The organism is Streptomyces sp. NPDC110618 (assembly GCF_055657065.1).
This window is the reverse complement of sequence record NZ_JBVKBN010000012.1, coordinates 138,005-160,004: the sequence shown is the minus strand read 5'-3', so window position 1 is coordinate 160,004 and position 22,000 is coordinate 138,005. Positions and strand designations below refer to the sequence as shown.

Below are 22,000 nucleotides of genomic sequence, written 5' to 3'. Positions count from 1 at the left end.
GACAAGGCACCTGCACGTGAACATGCGCAACCCGTGGCCGGTCCTGCCCATCGTGGCGGGGCTGGCCTCCGGCCTGCTGACCGGCTGCGGCTCGGAGAGCGGCGATCCCGCGAGCGACGGCTCGGCCGTCGTGGTGGGGATGTCCGACGACGTCCTCGCCACCGACCCGGCCTCCGGCTACGACCCCGGGTCGTGGCTGCTGTTCAACAACGTCTTCCAGTCGCTGCTGGCCTTCCCCAAGGGCGGCACCGACCCCGAGCCGGACGCGGCGGAGTCCTGCGCCTTCAGCGACAGCCAGGCCAAGGTCTACAAGTGCACGCTGAAGGACGGACTGAAGTTCAGCAACGGTGAGTCGCTCACCTCGCAGGACGTCAAGTTCTCCTTCGACCGCATGCTGAAGATCAACGACGACGACGGCCCGGCCGTCATGTTCCCGAGCCTGGAGAAGGTCGAGACCCCGGACGAGAAGACAGTCGTCTTCAAGCTGAACACCCCGGACGCCACCTTCCCGAGCAAGATCGCCTCGGGTGCCGGCGCCATCGTCGACCACCGCCAGTACGACGCCGACGGACTGCGCGAGGACGGCAAGGCCGTCGGCTCCGGCCCGTACAAGCTGGAGTCCTTCGGTGAGAACGAGGCCGTCTTCACCGTCAACGAGCACTACAACGGCACCGCCGAGGTCAAGAACTCCGGCGTGACCATGAAGTTCTTCCACGGCGACCGCACCGCCCTGAAGAGCGCGCTGGTCAAGGGCGACATCGACATCGCCTTCCGCGGTCTGAGCGCCGCCGACATCGCCGAGACCGAGAAGGCCGACGACCGCGGCAGCGGCAGCGTCGAACTCGTCGACGGCACCGGCGCCGAGGTACAGCACCTGGTCTTCAACATGGACCACCCGGTCGCCGGACAGCTCGGCGTCCGCAAGGCCATCGCCTACCTGCTCGACCGCGAGGCCCTCGTCGAGGACGTCTACCAGGGCACCGCGACCCCGCTGTACTCGATCATCCCCGCGGGCATCGGCGGCCACAACACCGCCTTCTTCGACACCTACGGCTCGCGGCCCTCCAAGGCCAAGGCCGCGGCGGCCCTCCAGGCCGACGGCATCACCGGCAAGGTGAAGCTGACCCTGTGGTCCACGCCGTCCCGCTACGGCCCGGCCACCGACCAGGAGCTGGAGGCCATAGCCGAGCAGCTCAACGCCAGCGGCCTGTTCGACGCCGACATGAAGTCGGTCGACTTCGAGCAGTACGAGAAGGACATCGCCAAGGGCAAGTACGGCGTCTACGTCAAGGGCTGGGTCCCGGACTACCCGGACGCCGACAACTTCACCTCGCCGTTCTTCGGCAAGGGCAACGTGCTGTCGAACAACTACAGCAACGACACCATCACCGACACCCTGATCCCGCGCACCGCCGCCCAGAGCGACCGCACCGCCACCGACCAGGACTACGGCCGCCTCCAGGACATCGTCGCCGACGAACTGCCCATCCTGCCGATCTGGCAGGCCAAGCAGTACGCCGTCATCCGCGAGAGCGTCTACGGCCTGGAGTACTGCCTCGACGCCTCCACGGTGTTCCGCTTCTGGGAGCTCAGCAAGACCGACGACTGAGCCACCCCGCACACCAGCGGCGCCCGCTTCCCCCAGGAGGGAAGCGGGCGCCGCTGTTTCCCCGCTCGCACGCCCTACTGCGCGCCGGGGCGCACCAGACCGCTCTCGTACGCGTACACCGCCGCCTGCACCCGGTCCCGCAGCCCCAGCTTCGTCAGCACATGCCCCACATGCGTCTTCACCGTGGTCTCACTGACGAACAGATCGGCGGCGATCTCCGCGTTGGACAGGCCACGCGCCACCAGCTTCAGCACCTCCACCTCACGATCGGTGAGCGTGTGCAGGGTGTCCGGGACGGGCTCCTCCCCGGACGGCAGATGCGTGGCGTACTTGTCCAGCAGCCTGCGCGTGATACTCGGCGCCAGCATCGCCTCCCCGGCCGCCACCACCCGGATCGCCTGCACCAGCTCATGGGCGGGCGCGTCCTTCAGCAGAAAGCCGCTGGCCCCCGCCTTCAGCGCCTCCACCACATACTCGTCGAGGTCGAACGTGGTCAGCACCAGCACCTTCGCCGGGCCGTCCCGCCCCGGCCCGGTGATCTGCCGGGTCGCCTCCACGCCGTCCATCCGCGGCATACGGATGTCCATCAGAACCACATCGGGCTGCAGGGCACGCACCTGGTCGAGAGCCTGGAGGCCGTCCCCGGCCTCACCCACGACCGCGATGTCCTGCTCGGCCTCCAGGATCATCCGGAAGCCGGTGCGCAGCAGTGGCTGGTCGTCGACCAGTAGGACGCGGATGGCCACGTAAGTCTCCTTCGCTAGTCCGGGCCCATTCTGCCCTGCGCCCCCGCCTCCGGCTCCGGCGCCCTGACCGGCAGCGGATACGGCGGGGGAGTACCACCGAATTCCGGACAGTGCGCCTGGTGGTCGCACCAGCCGCACAGCTTCGTCGGCCGCGGCCGCCAGTCGCCCGACTCCGTCGCCGTGCGGATCGCCTCCCACAGCGCCAGCAGCTTGCGCTCCACCCGCTCAAGATCCGCGAGCACCGGATCGTAGGTCAGCACCTCACCACTGCCCAGATAGACCAGCTGCAGGCGGCGCGGCACCACGTTCTTCAGCCGCCACACCACCAGCGCGTAGAACTTCATCTGGAACAGCGCGCCCTCGGCGTACTCGGGCCGCGGCGCCTTGCCCGTCTTGTAGTCGACGATCCGCACCTCGCCCGTCGGCGCCACATCCACCCGGTCGATGATCCCGCGCAGCCGCAGCCCCGAGTCCAGCTCGGCCTCCACGAACAGCTCCCGCTCGGCCGGCTCCAGACGCGTCGGGTCCTCCAGCGAGAACCACCGCTCCACCAGCCGCTCCGCCTCCGCCAGCCACCCGGCCAGCCGCTCGCCCTCCGGGTCGTCGGCGAACAGCTCCTGGATCTCCGGCCGGGACTCCCGCAGCCGGTCCCACTGCCCCGGGATCAGCGACTTCGCGCGCGGCGCCGTCCGCTCGGCCGCCGGAGCGTCGAACAGCCGCTCAAGCACCGCGTGCACCAGCGTGCCCCGCGTCGCCGCCTCGCTCGGCTTCTCCGGCAGCCGGTCGATCACCCGGAACCGGTACAGCAAAGGGCACTGCATGAAGTCCGACGCACGCGACGGGGACAGCGAAGCGGGCGGTATGGCCGTGGCCACCACAGGCAGCCCCGCCGCCCGCTCCACCGACCCCGCCGCCACGCCCTCGGCCGTCACCGACGGCTCCACGTCCTCCGCGCTCGTCTCCATGCCCACGACCTTACGGCCCGGCACTGACACCCCACCCCGTCGGCGGTGGGCGAACACAGGGGTGCCGGGGCGGAACCCACGGCCACGGCCGCATACCATCGACCCGAGACCCTTCCGCCCGGCAGGCGCGGAAGACGCTTCGAACGAGGGGACACCGTGGACGAGAGCGGCGGGAGCGGGAAGCCGCGGCCCGGCACCGAGGAGCCGGCCCAGCACCACGCACCACCAACCACCCCGCCCACACAACCGGCACCGCCCGAAGGCCCCGCCGAGCAGGACACCACCGAGAAGCAGGCCAGCGAGAAGAAGGCCGTCGAGGAGCGGGCCGCCGAGGAGCGGGCCGACCGGCCGCGCACCGACAGTGACGAACCCACCACCCGGCCACTGCCCACCCAGCCCGGCGACCGCGCCCACGCCCACTCCGCCACCGGCGCCAACCGCCCGCCCAGGCCCCCGGAGCCACGCGGCGGACTCCTCATGGGCCGCCCCTTCGGCGTGCCCGTCTACGTCGCCCCCAGCTGGTTCCTGGTCGCCGCCCTGATCACCTGGGTCTTCGGCGGCCAACTCGACCGCGTCCTGCCCGAACTCGGCGCCGCCCGCTACCTCGTCTCCCTCTTCTTCGCCGTCGCCTTCTACGCCTCCGTCCTCGTCCACGAACTCGCCCACACCGTCGCCGCCCTCCGCTTCAAACTCCCGGTGCGCCGCATCCAGCTGCAGTTCTTCGGCGGCGTCTCCGAGATCGAGAAGGAGTCCGACACCCCCGGCCGCGAATTCGTCCTCGCCTTCGTCGGCCCCCTGCTCTCCCTGATCCTCGCCGGCGTCTTCTACGGCGCCATGCAGGCCGTCGAACCCGGCACCGTCCCCGGCGTCCTGCTGGCCGGCCTGATGATCTCCAACCTCATCGTCGCCGCCTTCAACCTCCTGCCCGGCCTGCCCCTCGACGGCGGCCGCATGCTCCGCGCCGTCGTCTGGAAGATCACCGGCAAGCCCATGAGCGGCACCGTCGCCGCCGCCTGGGTCGGCCGCGCCCTCGCCGTCTCCGTCCTCATCGGACTCCCGCTGCTCACCCAGTCCGGGGCACTCGGCGCCGAGGCCGAGGACAACGTCGGCATGGACACCGTCATGGACGCCCTGCTCGCCGCCATCCTCGCCGCCATCATCTGGACCGGCGCCGGCAACAGCCTGCGCATGGCACGCCTGCGCGAACACCTCCCCGAACTACGCGCCCGCACCCTCACCCGACGCGCCGTCCCCGTCGAGTCCGACACCCCCCTCTCCGAGGCCCTGCGCCGCGCCAACGCCGCAGGCGCCCGCGCCCTCGTCGTCGTCGACGCCGACGGCACCCCCCTCTCCCTCGTCCGCGAAGCCGCCATCGTCGGCGTCCCCGAGCACCGCCGCCCCTGGGTCGCCGTCAGCGGCCTCGCCCAGGACATCACCGACGGCATGCGCGTCTCCGCCGAACTCTCCGGCGAAGAACTCCTCGACGCCCTGCGCGCCACCCCCGCCACCGAATACCTCGTCGTCGAGGACACCGGCGAAATCTACGGAGTCCTCTCCGCCGCCGACGTGGAACGAGCCTTCGTCAAAGCCATGGCCCGCCCCTCCTGACCCCCGCGGGCGGCCCCCGACCCGTGGTCGGCGGCCCCCGCAAACCCCGGTAGGCTGTTCACATGTCCGAACCGACCGGTGCCGCCCGCAGGCGCGGGCCCTTCAAGGTCGGGGACCAGGTTCAGCTGACCGACCCCAAGGGCCGCCACTACACGTTCACGCTCGAAGAGGGAAAGAACTTCCACACCCACAAGGGTTCCTTCCCGCACGACGAGCTGATCGGCGCACCCGAGGGCAGCGTTGTCCGCACCACCGGTAACGTCGCCTACCTCGCGCTGCGCCCCCTGCTCCCCGACTACGTCCTGTCCATGCCCCGCGGGGCAGCCGTCGTCTACCCCAAGGACGCGGGGCAGATCCTCGCCTTCGCCGACATCTTCCCCGGCGCACGCGTCGTCGAAGCCGGCGTCGGCTCCGGCTCGCTCAGCAGCTTCCTGCTGCGCGCCATCGGCGACCAGGGCATGCTGCACTCCTACGAGCGCCGCGAGGACTTCGCCGAGATCGCCCAGCAGAACGTCGAGCGCTACTTCGGCGGCCCCCACCCCGCCTGGCAGCTCACCGTCGGCGACCTCCAGGACAACCTCTCCGACACCGACGTCGACCGCGTCATCCTCGACATGCTCGCCCCCTGGGAATGCCTGGAGGCCGTCTCCAAGGCCCTCGTCCCCGGCGGCATCCTGTGCTGCTACGTCGCCACCACCACCCAGCTCGCCCGGACCGTCGAGTCCATCCGCGAGATCGGCTGCTTCAACGAGCCGACCGCCTGGGAGACGATGATCCGCAACTGGCACATCGAGGGCCTCGCCGTCCGCCCCGACCACCGCATGATCGGCCACACCGGCTTCCTGCTCACCGCCCGCCGCCTCGCCGACGGAGTCGAGCCCCCCATGCGCCGCCGCCGCCCCGCCAAGGGCGCCTACGGCGAGGACTACGCCGGCCCCAACGCCGACGGAGGCTCCGGCCGCTGAGGCCACCCTCCCACCGCACCCAACGCGAAGGCGCCGCGGTGAAGTTCCCGGCCCCACCGGAGAACTCCGCCGCGGCGCCCCTTTGCTGACAACCCGCCACCCCCGCACCGCCACCAGCACCAAAACCCCACACCCCCGCCGTTCCCAGCGCGTGTGACGTGTGGCACGATGCCCCACACCCCCACCGGCACAGCCCTCACAGGAGACACTCCTCGTGCAGCACCCCGCCGTCCCGGAACTGGCACACACGCACACCCGCCCCATCCACTGGGTCGCGACCGCCACCGCCGTGGCCGGCGTCGTGGCGCTGTCCGCCGTCCTGCAACCCGACGCCGCCACCGCAGCCCAGGCAGCGGGCCCCGAGACCAAGACCGCGCACGCCGCACCCGCACCCGACCCCGAGGACGCCGACTTCCCCCTCGAATGCGGGCCCGTGAAAGCCATCGTCGTCAAAAAGGCCACCGGCGACCTCGACGGCGACGGCAACCCCGAAACAGTCGCCGTCGTCCACTGCGACGCCCCCATGGGCACCCCGCCCGACGGCGTCTACGTCCTCACCCGCGGCACCGGCACCGAACCCGCCCGCGTCGTCGCCACCCTCGTCGACCCCAAGAACCGCCAGACCGCCAAGGAGATCGCGGTAAGCCGCGGCACCGTCACCGCCACCCTGCTCGGCTACTCCACCGACGACGTACCCAGGTGCTGCCCCGACATCACCGACCACGCCAAGTGGACCTGGAAGGACGGCGCCTTCCTGCGCACCAGCCCCGCCGGGGCACGCAGCGTCTGACGACCCCGCGCGCCCGGCACGTCACGGTGCGTCCGGCCCGTACACCTCGACACCGTCCGCGACCCGGCGCACATGAATGCACTCCCCGGGACACTCCTTCGCCGAATCCACCACATCGGTCAGCAACGGCAGCGGCACCGGCGTCGCCGCACCCTTGTCCTGCAGCAGCTCGTCGTCCGCGCTCTTGACGTAGGCGAGCCCGTCGATGTCCAGCTCGAACACCTCCGGCGCGTACTGGGCACAGATGCCGTCGCCGGTACAGAGATCCTGATCGATCCAGACCTCCAGCGCCCCGCCGACCGCGGTCTCCTCCTGCACGCCCATCTCTCCTGCCGTCCTCCCGTACCGCGCGATCTTTCCTCGACCCTACCTCCGCCCGCACTCCGTCCAAGGCCGCCGAGCACTCCCGCCGGACCCGAGAAATGCCCGACCGTGAACACCCACCGTGGGCGCACCTACCCACAGCGTCACCGTCGAACGCCCCCGACGCCCCGGCCCCGGCGCCTCACCCCGACCCGCCCGCACCCCGCCGACAACGGCAACTCCGGCCAAAAGCGACGGTGTTTGACCACTCCGGCCAGGAACAGGCGGCTTCCCCAACGCGTTGAGTGGGTATCCACACCGCGTACGGAAGGCCGCGAGGTGTGGCCGACGACACACCTTGACAGTCTTTGTGATCTAGGGGTTTCAATCGACACCCACCCAGGTAGGGTCTGGAAGCGTCCAGCTCCCCTTGGAGGAGGTGAGGACCGTGGCAGCCCACGACGACGACATGAACCGCGGCATCCGCCCGGGACGAGGGTCCGAAGACCCGGCCGGGCAGATCGCCTACCTTGAGCAGGAGATCGCCGTCCTGCGACGCAAGCTCGCCGACTCTCCGCGACACACGAGGATTCTCGAAGAGCGGATCGTCGAGCTGCAGACCAACCTGGCCGGCGTGTCCGCCCAGAACGAGCGACTCGCGAACACGCTCCGTGAGGCCCGCGACCAGATCGTGGCCCTCAAGGAAGAAGTCGACCGGCTCGCACAGCCACCGGCCGGCTTCGGTGTCTTCCTCCAGGCGAACGAGGACGGCACCGCCGACATCTTCACCGGCGGCCGCAAACTCCGCGTGAACGTCAGCCCCAGCGTCGAACTCGACGACCTGCGCCGCGGCCAGGAAGTCATGCTCAACGAAGCGCTCAACGTGGTCGACGCCATGGAATTCGAGCGCGTCGGCGACATCGTCACCCTCAAGGAAATCCTGGAGGACGGCGAACGCGCCCTGGTGCTCGGGCACACCGACGAAGAACGGGTGGTACGGCTCGCCGAGCCCCTGCTGGACGTCACCATCCGCCCCGGCGACGCCCTCCTGCTCGAACCCCGCTCCGGCTACGTCTACGAAGTCGTCCCCAAGAGCGAGGTCGAGGAACTCGTCCTCGAAGAGGTCCCGGACATCGGCTACGAGCAGATCGGCGGCCTGGGCAACCAGATCGAAATGATCCGCGACGCAGTCGAGCTCCCCTACCTCTACCCCGACCTGTTCAAGGAGCACGAACTGCGCCCGCCCAAGGGCGTCCTGCTCTACGGGCCCCCCGGATGCGGAAAGACCCTCATCGCCAAGGCCGTCGCCAACTCGCTGGCCAAAAAGGTCGCCGAAGTCACCGGACAGGCCGCAGGCAAGAGCTTCTTCCTCAACATCAAGGGCCCCGAGCTCCTCAACAAGTACGTCGGCGAGACCGAGCGGCAGATCCGCCTCGTCTTCCAGCGCGCACGGGAAAAGGCCAGCGAGGGCACACCCGTCATTGTCTTCTTCGACGAGATGGAATCCCTCTTCCGCACCCGCGGCTCCGGCGTCAGCTCGGACGTGGAGAACACCATCGTCCCCCAGCTCCTCGCCGAGATCGACGGCGTGGAAGGCCTGGAGAACGTGGTCGTCATCGGCGCCTCCAACCGCGAGGACATGATCGACCCCGCCATCCTGCGCCCCGGCCGGCTCGACGTGAAGATCAAGATCGAGCGTCCCGACGCCGAGGCCGCCAAGGACATCTTCGCCAAGTACCTCACCGACCGGCTCCCGCTCCACCCCGAGGACGTCGGAGAGCACGGCGGCGACAAGACCTCCACGGTCCAGGGCATGATCCAGACCGCGGTCGAGCAGATGTACGCCGAATCCGAGGAAAACCGCTTCCTGGAAGTCACCTACGCCAACGGAGACAAGGAAGTCCTCTACTTCAAGGACTTCAACTCCGGCGCCATGATCGAGAACATCGTCGGCCGCGCCAAGAAGATGGCGATCAAGGACTTCCTGGAACACAACCAGAAGGGCATCCGCGTCTCCCACCTCCTCCAGGCCTGCGTGGACGAGTTCAAGGAGAACGAGGACCTCCCCAACACCACCAACCCCGACGACTGGGCCCGCATCTCCGGAAAGAAGGGCGAACGGATCGTCTACATCCGCACCCTCATCACCGGAAAGCAGGGCGCCGACACCGGACGCTCCATCGACACGGTGGCGAACACCGGTCAGTACCTGTAAAAGGCAGGGCGGCTGCGGGTGCCCTCACCGGGTACCCGCAGCCAACTGTTTTTACGGCCACGACCGGAGCAACGCAATGACGCAAATGATCTCCCCACCAGCGCAAAGGCGTTCTAGGCTCTTCCCTACCGCCGAGTCGCGCAGTGCGGGGACGGGCACCGCACACGCACCGGAGCGCCAGCGGTACTTGAGCGCCGCCCCCGACCGAGGGCGCCGCCGGGCAAGGAGGGCCGCATGACCGTACGGCGAGTAATGGGCATCGAGACGGAGTACGGGATCTCCGTCCCCGGTCACCCCAACGCCAATGCCATGCTCACCTCATCCCAGATCGTCAACGCCTACGCGGCGGCGATGCACCGGGCCCGCCGGGCCCGCTGGGACTTCGAGGAGGAGAACCCGCTGCGGGACGCGCGAGGCTTCGACCTCGCCCGCGAGGCCGCCGACTCCAGCCAGCTCACCGACGAGGACATCGGCCTGGCCAACGTCATCCTCACCAACGGCGCGAGGCTGTACGTCGACCACGCCCACCCCGAATACAGCGCCCCCGAGGTCACCAACCCCCGCGACGCCGTCCTGTGGGACAAGGCCGGCGAACGCATCATGGCCGAGGCCGCCGAACGCGCCGCACAGCTCCCCGGCGCCCAGCCCATCCACCTCTACAAGAACAACACCGACAACAAGGGCGCCTCCTACGGCACGCACGAGAACTACCTGATGAAGCGGGAAACCGCCTTCTCCGACATCGTGCGCCACCTCACCCCCTTCTTCGTCTCCCGCCAGGTCTTCGCCGGGGCCGGCCGCGTCGGCATCGGCCAGGACGGCCACGAACACGGCTTCCAGCTCAGCCAGCGCGCCGACTACTTCGAGGTCGAGGTCGGCCTGGAGACCACCCTCAAACGCCCCATCATCAACACCCGCGACGAACCCCACGCCGACGCCGAGAAATACCGCCGGCTCCACGTGATCATCGGAGACGCCAACCTCTCCGAGATCTCCACCTACCTCAAACTCGGCACCACGGCGCTCGTGCTGTCGATGATCGAGGACAACTTCATCGCCGTCGACCTCGCCGTCGACCAGCCCGTACGCACCCTCCACCAGGTCTCCCACGACCCGTCCCTCAAGCGCCTGGTCACGCTCCGCAGCGGACGGACACTCACCGCGGTACAGCTCCAGATGGAGTACTACGAGCTGTCCCGCAAATACGTCGAGGAACGCTTCGGCGCCGACGCCGACGAACAGACCAAGGACGTCCTGACCAGGTGGGAGGACACCCTCAACCGCCTGGAGAACGACCCCATGAGCCTCTCCGGCGAACTCGACTGGGTCGCCAAGCGCGAACTCATGGAGGGCTACCGCCGCCGCGACGACCTCGACTGGGACGCCGCCCGGCTGCACCTGGTGGACCTCCAGTACGCCGACGTACGCGCCGAGAAGGGCCTCTACAACCGTCTCGTGGCCCGCGGACGCATGAAACGGCTCCTGGACGAGGCCGACGTCGACAGGGCCCGTACGACGCCCCCGGAGGACACCCGCGCCTACTTCCGCGGCCGCTGCCTGGAGCAGTACGCCGACGACGTCGCGGCCGCCTCCTGGGACTCCGTGATCTTCGATCTCCCCGGCCGGGACTCCCTCCAGCGCGTTCCAACCCTCGAACCGCTTCGCGGAACGCGAAATCACGTCAAGGAGCTCCTGGACCGCTGTCGGACCGCGGAAGACCTGGTCAGGGTGCTTTCCGGCGGCTGAGCGGGCACCCGGGCCGGACAGCCCGGGCAGGGTGGAAAACCCCCCGTCCGGGAATCATCGAGGTGGCCCCCGCACGTTGAGGAAAGTGCGGGGCCGATGTCAGACCCGGCTTGTAGGGTCTGATCATCACCGATCGGCAGGAATGCCGAGCAGGCGACCATGTCGGGCGAACTGAGCGGGGTGAGGGTTATGGCAACCAAGGACACCGGCGGCGGGCAGCAGAAGGCCACGCGTTCCACCGAGGAGGTCGAGGAGCAGGCCACCGAGGCCCAGGCATCGGAGGACCTCAAGGAGCGCCACGAGAAGCTGAGCGACGACGTGGACTCGGTGCTGGACGAAATCGATGACGTACTCGAGGAGAACGCCGAGGATTTCGTGCGGTCCTTCGTGCAAAAAGGTGGGGAGTAGAGGTCGTTTGGCCGCTTTGCCTTCGAAGTGAAAGTGGCGGGGGTTCGAGGTGGTGGACGAGCCGAGTGCGAAGGAGTGCGGGAAATGCAGACGGGAGCTGCCTCCTGCCGCCTTCGCACGTGACAGGAATCGGCGCGATGGCCTCCAGCCGTACTGCCGGCAGTGCGTGGCGGAGTACAGCGCCACGCACTACCGGCGGCGCCGGGAGGCCATGGGCAAGCCGGTCAGGGAGAAGGTGGAGGTGCCGGCCGGGCACAAGCTCTGCCGGACGTGCGGCGAGGTGAAGCCGCACTCGGAGTGGCACCGGAACGCGTCCGCCTCGGACGGGCTGTCCACGCGCTGCAAGGCGTGCCGGGCGATCCGTGGCAGACAGGACCATCTGAAGCGGCAGTACGGCCTCACCGAGGCCGAGCGGGACGGGCTGATCGCCTCTCAAGGAGGCGTCTGCTGCATCTGTTTGGCGGCGGTGCCCGAGCATGTGGATCACTGCCACGAGACGGGTAGGGTCCGTGGCGTACTGTGCTTCAGCTGCAATGCCGCACTGGGGCAGTTCAAGGATCGGCCCGACGTCATGAGGCGGGCTGCTGCTTACGTGGAAGGAATCGCGTGGAAGCCAACACTCGTAGCACCGGGCGTCTACCAGCTGCCTTCCTGACGCCAGGGTCCTCGTCCTTCATGGACTTCCTCTCCGAGCACCAGCCGGAGCTGCTGCCGGGGAATCGTCAACTGCCGCCCACACAGGGTGTGATCGAGGCGCCGCACGGCACGACGATCGTGGCGGTGACGTTCCCCGGGGGCGTGGTGCTCGCCGGTGACCGGCGGGCCACCATGGGCAATGTGATCGCGCAGCGGGACATCGAGAAGGTGTTCCCGGCCGACGAGTACTCGGCCGTCGGTATCGCAGGCACGGCCGGTCTGGCGGTGGAGATGGTGAAGCTGTTCCAGCTGGAGCTGGAGCACTTCGAGAAGGTGGAGGGCGCGCAGCTGTCGCTGGAGGGCAAGGCGAACCGCCTGTCGACCATGATCCGGTCGAATCTGGGCATGGCGATGCAGGGTCTTGCCGTGGTGCCGCTGTTCGCGGGGTACGACCTGGACCGGGAGAAGGGCCGGATCTTCTCCTACGACGTGACGGGTGGCCGTAGCGAGGAGCAGGGCTACGCCGCGACGGGCTCGGGTTCGATCTTCGCGCGCGGTGCGATGAAGAAGCTGTTCCGTGACGATCTGACCGAGGACCAGGCGACCACGCTGGTGGTGCAGGCCCTGTACGACGCGGCTGACGACGACTCGGCGACCGGTGGTCCCGATGTCGCCCGCCGGATCTACCCGATTGTCACCGTGATCACCGAGGACGGTTTCCGTCGGCTGACGGACGACGAGTCCTCCGAGATCGCCCGCTCGATCCTGGAGCGGCGTCTGGAGCAGCCGGACGGCCCGCGGGCCGCGCTGCTCTAGCCGGAGCTGGTTGTTGCAAGGTGATCGCAGTGACTTCCACAGAAAGGGACGGATAACCGGTGTCGACGCCGTTCTATGTCTCCCCGCAGCAGGCCATGGCCGACCGGGCGGAGTACGCCCGCAAGGGCATCGCCCGTGGTCGCAGTCTGGTGGTGCTCCAGTACGCCGACGGCATTGTGTTCGTCGGTGAGAACCCGTCCCGTGCGCTGCACAAGTTCAGTGAGATCTACGACCGGATCGGCTTCGCGGCCGCCGGCAAGTACAACGAGTACGAGAATCTGCGCATCGGCGGCGTCCGGTACGCGGATCTGCGTGGTTACACCTATGACCGTGACGATGTGACGGCGCGCGGTCTGGCGAATGTGTACGCCCAGACGCTGGGCACGATCTTCTCCTCGGCGGCCGAGAAGCCGTACGAGGTGGAGCTGGTGGTCGCGGAGGTGGGTGAGACTCCGGAGGGTGACCAGATCTACCGGCTGCCGCACGACGGTTCGATCGTGGACGAGCACGGTTCGGTGGCGGTGGGTGGTAACGCCGAGTTGATCAGTAACTATCTGGATCAGCGCCATCAGGACGGGATGAGTCTGGCGGAGGCGTTGAAGCTGGCGGTGCAGTCGCTGTCGCGGGAGTCGAACGGTTCGCAGCGGGAGATTCCGGCGGAGCGGCTTGAGGTAGCGGTGCTGGACCGGACGCGTCCGCAGAAGCGGAAGTTCAAGCGGATTGTGGGCCGTCAGCTGGATCGTCTGCTGGCGGAGGACGGTGCGGCCACCGAGGCGGAGAGCGCCGAGGGTGGCGAGGAGAGCGGCGAGGAGTAGTCCGTACCGCGTTTTCGCCTTTGTTGTGCCCCGGCCGGTGTTCCGGTCGGGGCACAGGTGTGTTCAGGAGGCTCTGGGGGGCGCTGTGGAGGCCCGTACGACGAGTTCGACGGGAATGTCCCCTGCTTCGGGCTCACGGCCGTCCAGGACGGCGAGGAGGGCTTGCATGCCGCGTTCGCCGAAGAGTTCGGCGTCGAGGCGGACGGTGGTGAGTTCGGGGTCGATGGCAGTGGCGAGGGCGAGGTCGTCGAAGCCGGTGACGGAGAGGTCGTCGGGGACGGTCAGGCCGAGGCGGCGGGCGGCTTTGTAGGCGCCGGCGGCGAGTTTGTCGTCGTCGCAGATGAGGGCGGTGGGGCGGGGTCCGGGGGCGGAGAGGGCGGTTTCGGCGGCGTGCTGGGCGCCTTCGATGGAGATCGGGGCGTGTGCGGTGGTCAGGGTGGTGCCGGGGGTGGCGGCGAGGCGGGTGCGCAGTTCGCGGGCGCGTACGTCGAAGGTCCAGGAGGGGACGTCGGCGGCGAGGTGCAGGAAGCGGCGGTGGCCGAGGCCGAGGAGGTGGTCGGTGACCTGCTGGATGCCGTCGGTGATGTCGAGGTTGACGGTGGCGGCGCCGAGGCTGCCTGTGGGGTCGCTGTCGAGCATGACGAGGGGGAGTTGGTCGCCGCGGATGGCGCTGAGGGCGTCGGCGGCCATGGAGGAGGCGATGACGCCGTCGAGGGCGGCCTGGGCGGAGGCGAAGGGGTCGCGGGCGGGGCCGATGCCTTCGGGGGAGGGGTAGAGGACGACGCCGAAGCCGTGGGTGGCGGCGACTCGGGCGGCGCCGGTGTAGACGCCGGCGAAGAATTCGGTGGTGAGGGCGGGGACGACGAGGAGGACGGTGCGGGTGCGGCCGAGGCGGAGGTTGCGGGCGGCGAGGTTGGGGCGGTAGCCGAGTTCGCGGGCGGCTTCGCGGACGCGTTCGGCGGTGGCGGCGCTGACGCGGCCGCGCCATTTGTCGCCGAGGACGAGGGAGACCGCGGCCTGGGAGACGCCTGCGGCCTGGGCGACGTCCCGGCTGGTGGGGCGGGTGCTGCCTCGGGCCACCGTGGGTGCCTGCGCTTTCCTGTGGACGCCTGAACAGCGCACATGGTACGTATGACGGAGGAAGTTATACGTAAAACCTAAGGCGTCACGGCGAGGAGATGGCGGACATGGCCGCGGGATACCTGGAGATCCTCAGGGCGAGGCATGCCGCTCGGCTGCTCGCCGGAACGCTGGTGGGACGGCTGCCGAACGCCACGGCCGCCATCGCGATCGTGCTGTTCGTGCGCGCGGAGGGCGGCACGTACAGCCTCGCGGGCGCGCTGGCGGCGGTGTACGGGGTGGCGAACGCGGCGGGGCAGCCGCTGCTGGGGCGGCTGGTGGATCTGCACGGGCAGCCGCGGGTGCAGTTGCCCGCGGCGGTGGTGTCGGCGCTGGCGATGGCCGTCTTCGCGGTGACCGGTATCGGGCCGCTGGTGCTCGCGTATGCGGCCGTGGCGGTGGCCGGGCTGTTCACGCCGCCGCTGGAGGGCGGGCTGCGGGCGCTGTGGCCGTCGGTGCTGGGCCGGGAGGGCCAGGTGCACACGGCGTACGCGATGGACGCCGTGGCGCAGGAAGTGATGTTCACGGTCGGGCCGTTGCTGGTGACGCTGTGCACCTCGCTGTGGTCGGCGCAGGCGGCGCTGCTGGTTCTGAACCTCATAGGCGTGCTCGGCGCGCTGTCGGTGGTGCTGTCGCCGCCGTCGCGCGCGTGGCGTTCGGCGCCCCGGGAGGCGCACTGGCTGGGCGCGCTGCGTTCGCCGGGGCTGCTGGCGCTGCTGGCGGCGTTCCTGTTCGTGGGGGTGGCGCTGGGTTCCATCACGGTGGCGTCGGTGCCGTACGCGGACGACCACGGTGGTGATGCGGTGTACGGCTGGCTGATGGCGGGGATCGGTCTGGGCGCGCTGGTCGGGGGCACGGTGTACGGGGCGCGGCGGTGGTCGGGGGAGCCGGCGCGGCGACTGACGGTGCTGGTGGCGCTTCTGGCGGTGTGTTATCTGCCGCTGATGCTGATGCCGGGTGTAGTGGCGATGGTGGCGCTGATGGTGCTGGCGGGTGTGTTCCTGGCGCCCTGTATCGCTTGTGCGTTTGTGCTCGTGGACCGGCATGCCCCGCGCGGGACGGTGACGGAGGCGTTCTCGTGGTTGGTGACGACGTTCACGGTCGGCGCGTCGGTGGGCACGGGACTCGCGGGTCCGGTCGTGGAGAACGGCGGGGCGCTGTGGGGCTTCGCCGTTCCGGGGGCGGCGGGAGGTGTGTCGCTGCTGGTTTTGCTGGCCACGCGGAGGGTATTGGCGGCGTCCGTGCAGCAAGCGGTGGTTGCGGCTTCATCGGAAAATGATCCAAACCGTGCTGTCGAACCCCGTTTCAGCTCGGGGGATCGGGCGTAATGTTCAGTCATGGACCGCCGCATTTTCGGGCTGGAGAACGAGTACGGCGTCACGTGCACGTTCAGGGGACAGCGCCGTCTGTCGCCTGACGAGGTGGCGCGGTACCTCTTCCGCCGTGTCGTGTCATGGGGCCGCAGCAGCAATGTCTTTCTGCGGAACGGCGCCCGCCTGTATCTCGACGTGGGGTCACATCCGGAATACGCGACACCCGAATGTGACAACGTGATCGAACTGGTCACGCACGACAAGGCAGGCGAGCGCATTCTGGAAGGGCTACTGGTCGACGCCGAACGACGCCTGCACGAGGAGGGAATCGCGGGCGACGTCTACCTCTTCAAGAACAACACCGACTCGGCGGGCAACTCCTACGGTTGCCACGAGAACTATCTGGTGGCGCGGCACGGGGAGTTCTCCCGGCTCGCGGACATCCTGATCCCGTTCCTCGTCACGCGTCAGCTGCTGTGCGGCGCGGGCAAGGTGCTGCAGACCCCGCGCGGGGCGGTGTACTGCGTGAGCCAGCGGGCGGAGCACATCTGGGAGGGCGTCTCGTCGGCGACGACGCGTTCCCGGCCCATCATCAACACCCGTGACGAACCGCACGCGGACGCCGAGCGCTACCGCCGACTGCATGTCATCGTGGGCGACTCCAACATGTCGGAGACGACCATGCTGCTGAAGGTCGGTGCGACCGACCTGGTGCTGCGGATGATCGAGGCGGGCACGGTGATGCGGGACCTGACGCTGGAGAACCCGATCCGGGCGATCCGCGAGGTCAGCCACGACATCACCGGGCGGCGCAAGGTGCGCCTGGCCAGCGGCCGGGAGGCTTCCGCGCTGGAGGTGCAGCGGGAGTACTACGAGAAGGCCGTGGACTTCTGCGAGCGGCGCGGTATCCGCACCGGCACGGTGGAGCAGGTGCTGGAGCTGTGGGGCCGCACGCTGGACGCGATCGAGTCCGAGGACCTGGACCGTATCGGCACCGAGATCGACTGGGTGATGAAGTACAAGCTCATCGAGCGGTACCGGGCCAAGCACAACATGACGATGTCGCATCCGCGGGTGGCGCAGATAGACCTCGCCTACCACGACATCCACCGTCGTCGTGGTCTGTACTACTTGCTGGAGAAGAAGGGTCAAGCGGCGCGGATCTGCAATGACTTGAAGATCTTCGAGGGCAAGTCCGTTCCGCCGCAGACCACTCGGGCCCGACTGCGCGGCGACTTCATCCGCAGGGCCCAGGAGCAGCGGCGGGACTTCACGGTGGACTGGGTCCACCTGAAGCTGAACGACCAGGCACAGCGCACGGTGTTGTGCAAGGACCCGTTCCGTTCGGTGGACGACCGGGTGGAGAAGCTGATCGCCGGTATGTGAGAGTCGAGTTCCGGCCCATGGGCCCGGAACGCAACACGGGCGCCGTACGTTTACCGTACGGCGCTCTTCTCACGCCGTAGAGTTGCGCGCACGCCATCAGACAAGATCGATTGATTACGAGGCCCCCACCGTGCGCCGACGCTCACTGCTCATTGCCGTTCCCGCCGGACTGGCCACGCTCGCCGCGTGCGGCGACGACGACGGAAGCGATTCGGCCGAGTCCGCCGAAACCCCGTCGCCCTCGGCCCCCGAGGCGGCCCCGTCGCCGAAGATCGTGGACGGGCCGCTGCCCAAGATCACCGCGGGTGTGAAGTTCGACGAGAAGCCGACCGTGGCCAAGGGCGACGGGGAGCCGTCGAAGGATCTCGCTGTGCAGACGGTGATCGCGGGCAACGGCGCCACGATCGCGGAGAACGACTACGTCCAGGCCAACTACCTGGGTCAGATCTGGGCCACGGCGAAGGTCTTCGACAACTCCTACGACCGCAAGACGCCGCTGGTCATCCAGCTCGCCCAGGGCAGCATCATCGACGGCTGGCGTTACGCGCTGCCGGGCAAGAAGGTCGGCAGCCGCGTGCTGATGGCCGTCCCTCCGACCTGGGGCTACGGCACCGAGGGCAACAGCCAGGCGGGCATCAAGGGCACCGACACGCTGGTGTTCGTGGTGGATGTGCAGGGCACGTTCAACACCAAGAGCTCCGCCAAGGGCACCGAGGCCGCCCAGGACAACGCGGACCTGCCGAAGGTCGGTACGAACACCGACGGCAAGGCGCCCTCCATCGAGGTCCCGGACACCGACGCGCCGACGAAGCTGGTGGCGAACTACATCCTGGAGGGTGACGGCCCGGAGGTCGGCGCCCAGGACAGCGTGCTGGTGCAGTACAAGGGCGTGCTGTGGGACGGCGGCAAGGAGTTCGACTCCACGTACGCCAACAAGCAGCTCGCCTCGTTCGGGCTGACGCAGGTCGTCAAGGGCTGGGCGCAGGGTTTGACCGGCAAGAAGGTGGGCAGCCGGGTACTCATCGTCATCCCGCCGAAGCTCGGCTACGGCGACAACCCCCCGCAGGGCAGCGAGATCAAGAAGGACTCCACGCTGGTCTTCTCGGTCGACATCCTGGCGAAGATGTGACCCCGCGCGGGATGCGAGACTGTGATCGTTGCCTTTCCACCACAAGCATGGAGCTGAACACGTGAGCATCGACAAGCCCGAGATCGACTTCCCGGGCGGCGAGCCGCCGGCGGACCTGGAGATCAAGGACATCTGGGAGGGCGACGGAGCGGTGGCCGAGGCGGGCCAGACCGTCACGGTGCACTACGTCGGTGTCGCCTTCAGCACCGGCGAGGAGTTCGACGCCAGCTGGAACCGCGGCACCCCGTTCCGCTTCCCGCTGGGCGCCGGCCGTGTCATCAAGGGCTGGGACCAGGGCGTGCAGGGCATGAAGGTCGGCGGCCGCCGCCAGCTGACCATCCCGGCCCACCTCGCCTACGGCAACCAGAGCCCGACGCCGGCGATCCAGCCGGGCGAGACGCTGATCTTCGTCGTCGACCTGCTCGGCGTCTGATCGTTCGCCGCCGATCACTTGGCGTTTGATCACTCGGGATCCGATCGTCGTACGACCGGACTCGATCACCTGGGGCCCATGCCTGTCCGGGCATGGGCCCTCGGCTTTTGCCGCGTGACCCGGGGGCGGTACGGTCATCGGTCGTAAGCACCATAGGGAAGGCGAAGGGCGTCGATGGCCATTGCCAAGGCCGAGCGGCTCATGAATCTGGCGCTGTGTCTGCTCGGGACGCGGCGGCCGCTGAGCAAGCGCGAGCTGCGTGACTCCATCGAGGCGTACGTCGAGGCCTTCGGACCGGGCAACGGGTCGACGGGGAGCGACGACTCCTTCAACCGCATGTTCGAGCGGGACAAGGACGACCTGCGCGAGCTGGGCCTGGTCATCGAGACCGTGGAGAGCCTCGACGGCGAGGTCGGCTATCTCGCGCGCCGCGACAGCAACCGGCTGCCCCCGATCACCCTGGACGCCGAGGAGGCCGCCGCGCTCGGGCTGGCCGCCAAGGTCTGGCAGCAGGCCAGGCTCGCCGGTGCCGCCAGCGGCGCCCTGCAGAAGCTGCGCGCGGCCGGGCTGCCCGAGGAGGTCGACCCCTACGAGGCGCACGGCGCGCTGGAGCCGCGCATCCCCGTCCACGAGGCCGCGTTCGAGCCGCTGATGCTGGCCTGCCGGGACCGCCGGCCCGTCGTCTTCGACTACCGCAAGGCCACCGCCGCGCACCCCGAGCCCCGGCATGTCGAGCCGTGGGCGCTGGAGTGCTGGCGCGGCCACTGGTACCTGGCGGGCTTCGACCGTGACCGGGGCGCCGAGCGGGTCTTCCGGCTCTCCCGGATCACCGGCAAGGTCCGCTCCCGCGGCGGGAAGTTCACCGCCCCGGTGCCCGATGTCGTCACCGTGCGGGAGACCGTCGCGGGCTGGGCGGGGGAGACCGCCGACCGCTCCGCGCTGATCCGGCTGCGCTCGGACGCCGGGTACCCCTTGCGGGCGAAAGCCACCCGGGTCCGGGAACTTGGTGACGGCTGGGACGAGTTGGAGATTCCGTACGGCCACGGCCTGGACGCCTGGCTGGTGGAGTTCGGGCCGGACGTGGTGGTGCTGGAGCCCGCCGAGCTGCGGGCCGATGTGATGGACCGGCTGCGTGCCGTGGCCAAGGGCTGAGGGGGAGCGGACGGAACAGTGGCAGGCAAACCGGTCAGGCCCACGAACGCCATCGACCAGACCCGGCGGATGCTCTCCCTGGTGACCTACCTCAGGGAGCGCCCCGGCGCCCGGATCGAGGACGTCGCGCGCGCCTTCGGCGTCACCGAGGACGAGCTGGTCTCGGACCTCGATGTGCTGCCCATGTGCGGCACCAGCTTCCGCGGCGGCGACCTGCTGGACATCGACACCGACGGCGAGCGGATCTGGTGGCACAACCCGGCCGCGCTGGCCGCGGAGGCGGCCGAGCCGCTGCGGCTGGCCTCCGACGAGGCCACGGCGCTGCTGGTGGCCGCCCGCGCGGTGTCCACGCTGCCCGGACTGCGCGAGAGCGACCGGCAGGCCCTGCTGCGGGCCACCGCCAAGGTGGAGGCCGCGGCCGGTGAGGCCGCCGGGGCCAGCTCCCGGCTGTCGGTGACCTTCGAATCGGAGGGCGGCGTCTTCGCCGATGTCGACCGTGCGATCTCCGAGCGGCGCCGGCTGTGGATCCGCTACTACTCCCCGGCCCGCGACGAGGTCACCGAGCGCGAGATCGACCCCATCCGCCTGGTCAGCGTCGGCCACACCTACGTCGAGGCCTGGTGCCGTCGCTCCGAGGCGCGCCGGACCTTCCGGCTGGACCGGGTCGCCGAGATCAAGATCCTCGACGAGCCGGCCGCGCCGCCGGAGATCGAGCTGCGGGACCTGTCCGAGGGCCTGGTGCAGCCTGCCGCCGAGGACCCCGAGGTGATCATCGAGGTCGGTCCCGGCGGGCGCTGGGTCGCCGAGTACTACCCGCACGACAGTGCGGATGAGCTTCCCGACGGCGGGCTGCGTATCACTCTGCGGACGCCGGACCCGGCGTCCCTGCGGCGGCTCGCGCTCCGGCTCGGCCGCGACGGACGTATCGTCGCGCCACCCGAGCTGGCCGAGAGCGCCCGCAGGGCGGCCCGCGAGGCGCTCGCCGCCTACGACGGGATCGAGGCGCGGGACGCCGACGGGGCGTGAGCCGTGGCTGCGGGGCACGGACCGGGAGCGGGACCGAAGGGCGTTGACCCGGGAGTGAGCCGAGGGGCGCGCCGGTCCGCAGAGCGCGCGCGAGTGCGGGCCCGAAAGGCTGAGCAGGGTCGAGGTCTGCGAAGCGGTACAAGGCGCCCGTGGGTGATCGACCAATAACGAGGGAGTGCGGGGCTTTGAGTGAAGCGGGGTCGGTCGGGATGTCGGTGGCGTCCGCGTTCGCGGGGATGAGACGTGTGTCCCCCGTCGTGTTCAGAGCGGGCTGCCCGGACTGCCGGGGCCGGTTCGAACTCGCGGCGAGCGCGCTGCGGCTGGCCATCGGGGCCAGCAGCCGGACCACGTTCTACTCCTTCACCTGCCCGGAGTGCGGCGCCGCGGTGCGCAAGCCGGCCGGGGAGCGGATCGTGGAGCTGCTCACCGGCGGCGGGGTGCGCACCCTGCGGCTGCACTCGACCCTCTAGGCTCGGCGTCATGTTCTGGCCGATGTTCGCGGTAGCTGTGGGGTTCCTGGGTCTCGCCGTTCTCGGGGTGCTCGCGGTGCGAGTGTTCCTGGAGGCGCAGCGCCTGGGCAGGCAGGTCGCGGAGTCCGCGCGGCGCATCAACCGGGCCGCGGAGGATCTGGAGCGGGCGGCGGTGAGCACGGCGCGGGCCGTGGACTCGCTGTGAGCGATGCTGAGAAGCGGGTGTGAGTCCTGCGTGACGAGCGGTTTGGGTCGCTTCGCCCTGTCATCGAGGTGCCCGTGGCAGGTACGCTGCTGGTCGCGGCCCGGATAACGAGGCCCGGCCGCGGACTGGGAGTACGCACGGGGAT

General features: G+C 69.4%; 22 protein-coding genes. 18 read left to right on the top strand and 4 right to left on the bottom strand.

Features of this window, described 5'->3' with window-relative positions:
- The first annotated feature begins 16 nt into the window (after positions 1-16).
- Positions 17-1,609 (top strand): ABC transporter substrate-binding protein, encoded by a 1,593-nt coding sequence (locus tag ACZ7L7_RS21685; RefSeq protein WP_285511531.1) that lies wholly within the window; start codon positions 17-19, stop codon positions 1,607-1,609.
- A 74-nt stretch (positions 1,610-1,683) separates the two neighbouring features.
- On the opposite strand, the gene ACZ7L7_RS21680 is transcribed toward ACZ7L7_RS21685, so the two are convergent.
- Together ACZ7L7_RS21680 and ACZ7L7_RS21675 are read right to left on the bottom strand one after the other, a co-directional pair.
- A complete protein-coding gene (locus ACZ7L7_RS21680; RefSeq protein WP_285511530.1) occupies positions 1,684-2,355 on the bottom strand; it encodes a response regulator in 672 nt (223 codons plus the stop codon).
- A 14-nt stretch (positions 2,356-2,369) separates the two neighbouring features.
- A complete protein-coding gene (locus ACZ7L7_RS21675) occupies positions 2,370-3,320 on the bottom strand; it encodes a RecB family exonuclease (RefSeq protein WP_285511529.1) in 951 nt (316 codons plus the stop codon).
- 156 nt (positions 3,321-3,476) lie between these two features.
- Here ACZ7L7_RS21675 and ACZ7L7_RS21670 point away from each other — a divergent pair, with 156 nt between their 5' ends.
- From ACZ7L7_RS21670 to ACZ7L7_RS21660, 3 genes are all read left to right on the top strand, one after another.
- A complete protein-coding gene (locus ACZ7L7_RS21670; RefSeq protein ID WP_472076834.1) occupies positions 3,477-4,928 on the top strand; it encodes a site-2 protease family protein in 1,452 nt (483 codons plus the stop codon).
- A 62-nt stretch (positions 4,929-4,990) separates the two neighbouring features.
- The gene (locus tag ACZ7L7_RS21665) at positions 4,991-5,893 is read left to right on the top strand and encodes a tRNA (adenine-N1)-methyltransferase (protein WP_109500002.1); all 903 of its coding nucleotides are present in this window, start codon (positions 4,991-4,993) and stop codon (positions 5,891-5,893) included.
- 214 nt (positions 5,894-6,107) lie between these two features.
- Positions 6,108-6,683 carry a hypothetical protein gene (locus ACZ7L7_RS21660; protein WP_285511526.1) on the top strand — a complete coding sequence of 192 codons (576 nt, stop codon included), beginning with the start codon at positions 6,108-6,110 and terminating at the stop codon, positions 6,681-6,683.
- A 21-nt stretch (positions 6,684-6,704) separates the two neighbouring features.
- Here ACZ7L7_RS21660 and ACZ7L7_RS21655 read toward each other — a convergent pair whose 3' ends face one another.
- The gene (locus ACZ7L7_RS21655) at positions 6,705-7,007 is read right to left on the bottom strand and encodes a ferredoxin (protein WP_285511525.1); all 303 of its coding nucleotides are present in this window, start codon (positions 7,005-7,007) and stop codon (positions 6,705-6,707) included.
- Positions 7,008-7,434: 427 nt separating this feature from the next.
- On the opposite strand from ACZ7L7_RS21655, the gene arc reads away from it, so the two are divergent.
- The 6 genes from arc to prcA all read left to right on the top strand — a co-directional run bounded on the left by arc (position 7,435) and on the right by prcA (position 13,622).
- Complete coding sequence (gene arc / locus ACZ7L7_RS21650; RefSeq protein ID WP_285511524.1) at positions 7,435-9,201, top strand: proteasome ATPase; 1,767 nt, start codon at positions 7,435-7,437, stop codon at positions 9,199-9,201.
- A gap of 234 nt (positions 9,202-9,435) precedes the next feature.
- On the top strand, positions 9,436-10,947 hold the full coding sequence (dop, locus tag ACZ7L7_RS21645) for a depupylase/deamidase Dop (RefSeq protein ID WP_352230197.1): 1,512 nt from the start codon (positions 9,436-9,438) through the stop codon (positions 10,945-10,947).
- Between the two features lie 189 nt (positions 10,948-11,136).
- Positions 11,137-11,355, top strand: a complete 219-nt coding sequence (locus tag ACZ7L7_RS21640; protein WP_285511523.1) for a ubiquitin-like protein Pup — start codon at positions 11,137-11,139, stop codon at positions 11,353-11,355.
- Between the two features lie 49 nt (positions 11,356-11,404).
- On the top strand, positions 11,405-12,010 hold the full coding sequence (locus ACZ7L7_RS21635) for an endonuclease VII domain-containing protein (protein WP_285511522.1): 606 nt from the start codon (positions 11,405-11,407) through the stop codon (positions 12,008-12,010).
- Positions 11,962-12,807, top strand: coding sequence for a proteasome subunit beta (gene prcB / locus ACZ7L7_RS21630; RefSeq protein WP_093722628.1), 846 nt, complete (start codon positions 11,962-11,964; stop codon positions 12,805-12,807). The genes ACZ7L7_RS21635 and prcB overlap by 49 nt, the downstream gene beginning before the upstream one ends.
- 59 nt (positions 12,808-12,866) lie before the next feature.
- A complete protein-coding gene (prcA, locus tag ACZ7L7_RS21625; RefSeq protein WP_285511521.1) occupies positions 12,867-13,622 on the top strand; it encodes a proteasome subunit alpha in 756 nt (251 codons plus the stop codon).
- Between the two features lie 63 nt (positions 13,623-13,685).
- Here prcA and ACZ7L7_RS21620 read toward each other — a convergent pair whose 3' ends face one another.
- Positions 13,686-14,702 carry a LacI family DNA-binding transcriptional regulator gene (locus tag ACZ7L7_RS21620; protein ID WP_285511520.1) on the bottom strand — a complete coding sequence of 339 codons (1,017 nt, stop codon included), beginning with the start codon at positions 14,700-14,702 and terminating at the stop codon, positions 13,686-13,688.
- A gap of 107 nt (positions 14,703-14,809) precedes the next feature.
- Here ACZ7L7_RS21620 and ACZ7L7_RS21615 point away from each other — a divergent pair, with 107 nt between their 5' ends.
- The 8 genes from ACZ7L7_RS21615 (at position 14,810) to ACZ7L7_RS21580 (ending at position 21,855) form a co-directional block, all read left to right on the top strand.
- On the top strand, positions 14,810-16,069 hold the full coding sequence (locus ACZ7L7_RS21615) for an MFS transporter (RefSeq protein ID WP_285511519.1): 1,260 nt from the start codon (positions 14,810-14,812) through the stop codon (positions 16,067-16,069).
- A gap of 9 nt (positions 16,070-16,078) precedes the next feature.
- Positions 16,079-17,440, top strand: a complete 1,362-nt coding sequence (gene pafA / locus ACZ7L7_RS21610; RefSeq protein WP_019754142.1) for a Pup--protein ligase — start codon at positions 16,079-16,081, stop codon at positions 17,438-17,440.
- A gap of 130 nt (positions 17,441-17,570) precedes the next feature.
- Positions 17,571-18,569 (top strand): FKBP-type peptidyl-prolyl cis-trans isomerase, encoded by a 999-nt coding sequence (locus ACZ7L7_RS21605; protein WP_453604442.1) that lies wholly within the window; start codon positions 17,571-17,573, stop codon positions 18,567-18,569.
- A 61-nt stretch (positions 18,570-18,630) separates the two neighbouring features.
- Positions 18,631-19,002: an FKBP-type peptidyl-prolyl cis-trans isomerase gene (locus ACZ7L7_RS21600; RefSeq protein ID WP_285511517.1), complete on the top strand. Its 372-nt coding sequence runs from the start codon at positions 18,631-18,633 to the stop codon at positions 19,000-19,002.
- 174 nt (positions 19,003-19,176) lie between these two features.
- Positions 19,177-20,154 (top strand): helix-turn-helix transcriptional regulator, encoded by a 978-nt coding sequence (locus tag ACZ7L7_RS21595; protein WP_093722622.1) that lies wholly within the window; start codon positions 19,177-19,179, stop codon positions 20,152-20,154.
- 18 nt (positions 20,155-20,172) lie between these two features.
- Positions 20,173-21,180: a helix-turn-helix transcriptional regulator gene (locus tag ACZ7L7_RS21590; protein ID WP_472076829.1), complete on the top strand. Its 1,008-nt coding sequence runs from the start codon at positions 20,173-20,175 to the stop codon at positions 21,178-21,180.
- Positions 21,181-21,389: 209 nt separating this feature from the next.
- The gene (locus ACZ7L7_RS21585) at positions 21,390-21,650 is read left to right on the top strand and encodes a hypothetical protein (protein WP_093722620.1); all 261 of its coding nucleotides are present in this window, start codon (positions 21,390-21,392) and stop codon (positions 21,648-21,650) included.
- Positions 21,651-21,660: 10 nt separating this feature from the next.
- Positions 21,661-21,855, top strand: a complete 195-nt coding sequence (locus ACZ7L7_RS21580; protein ID WP_093722619.1) for a hypothetical protein — start codon at positions 21,661-21,663, stop codon at positions 21,853-21,855.
- Positions 21,856-22,000: the final 145 nt, after the last annotated feature.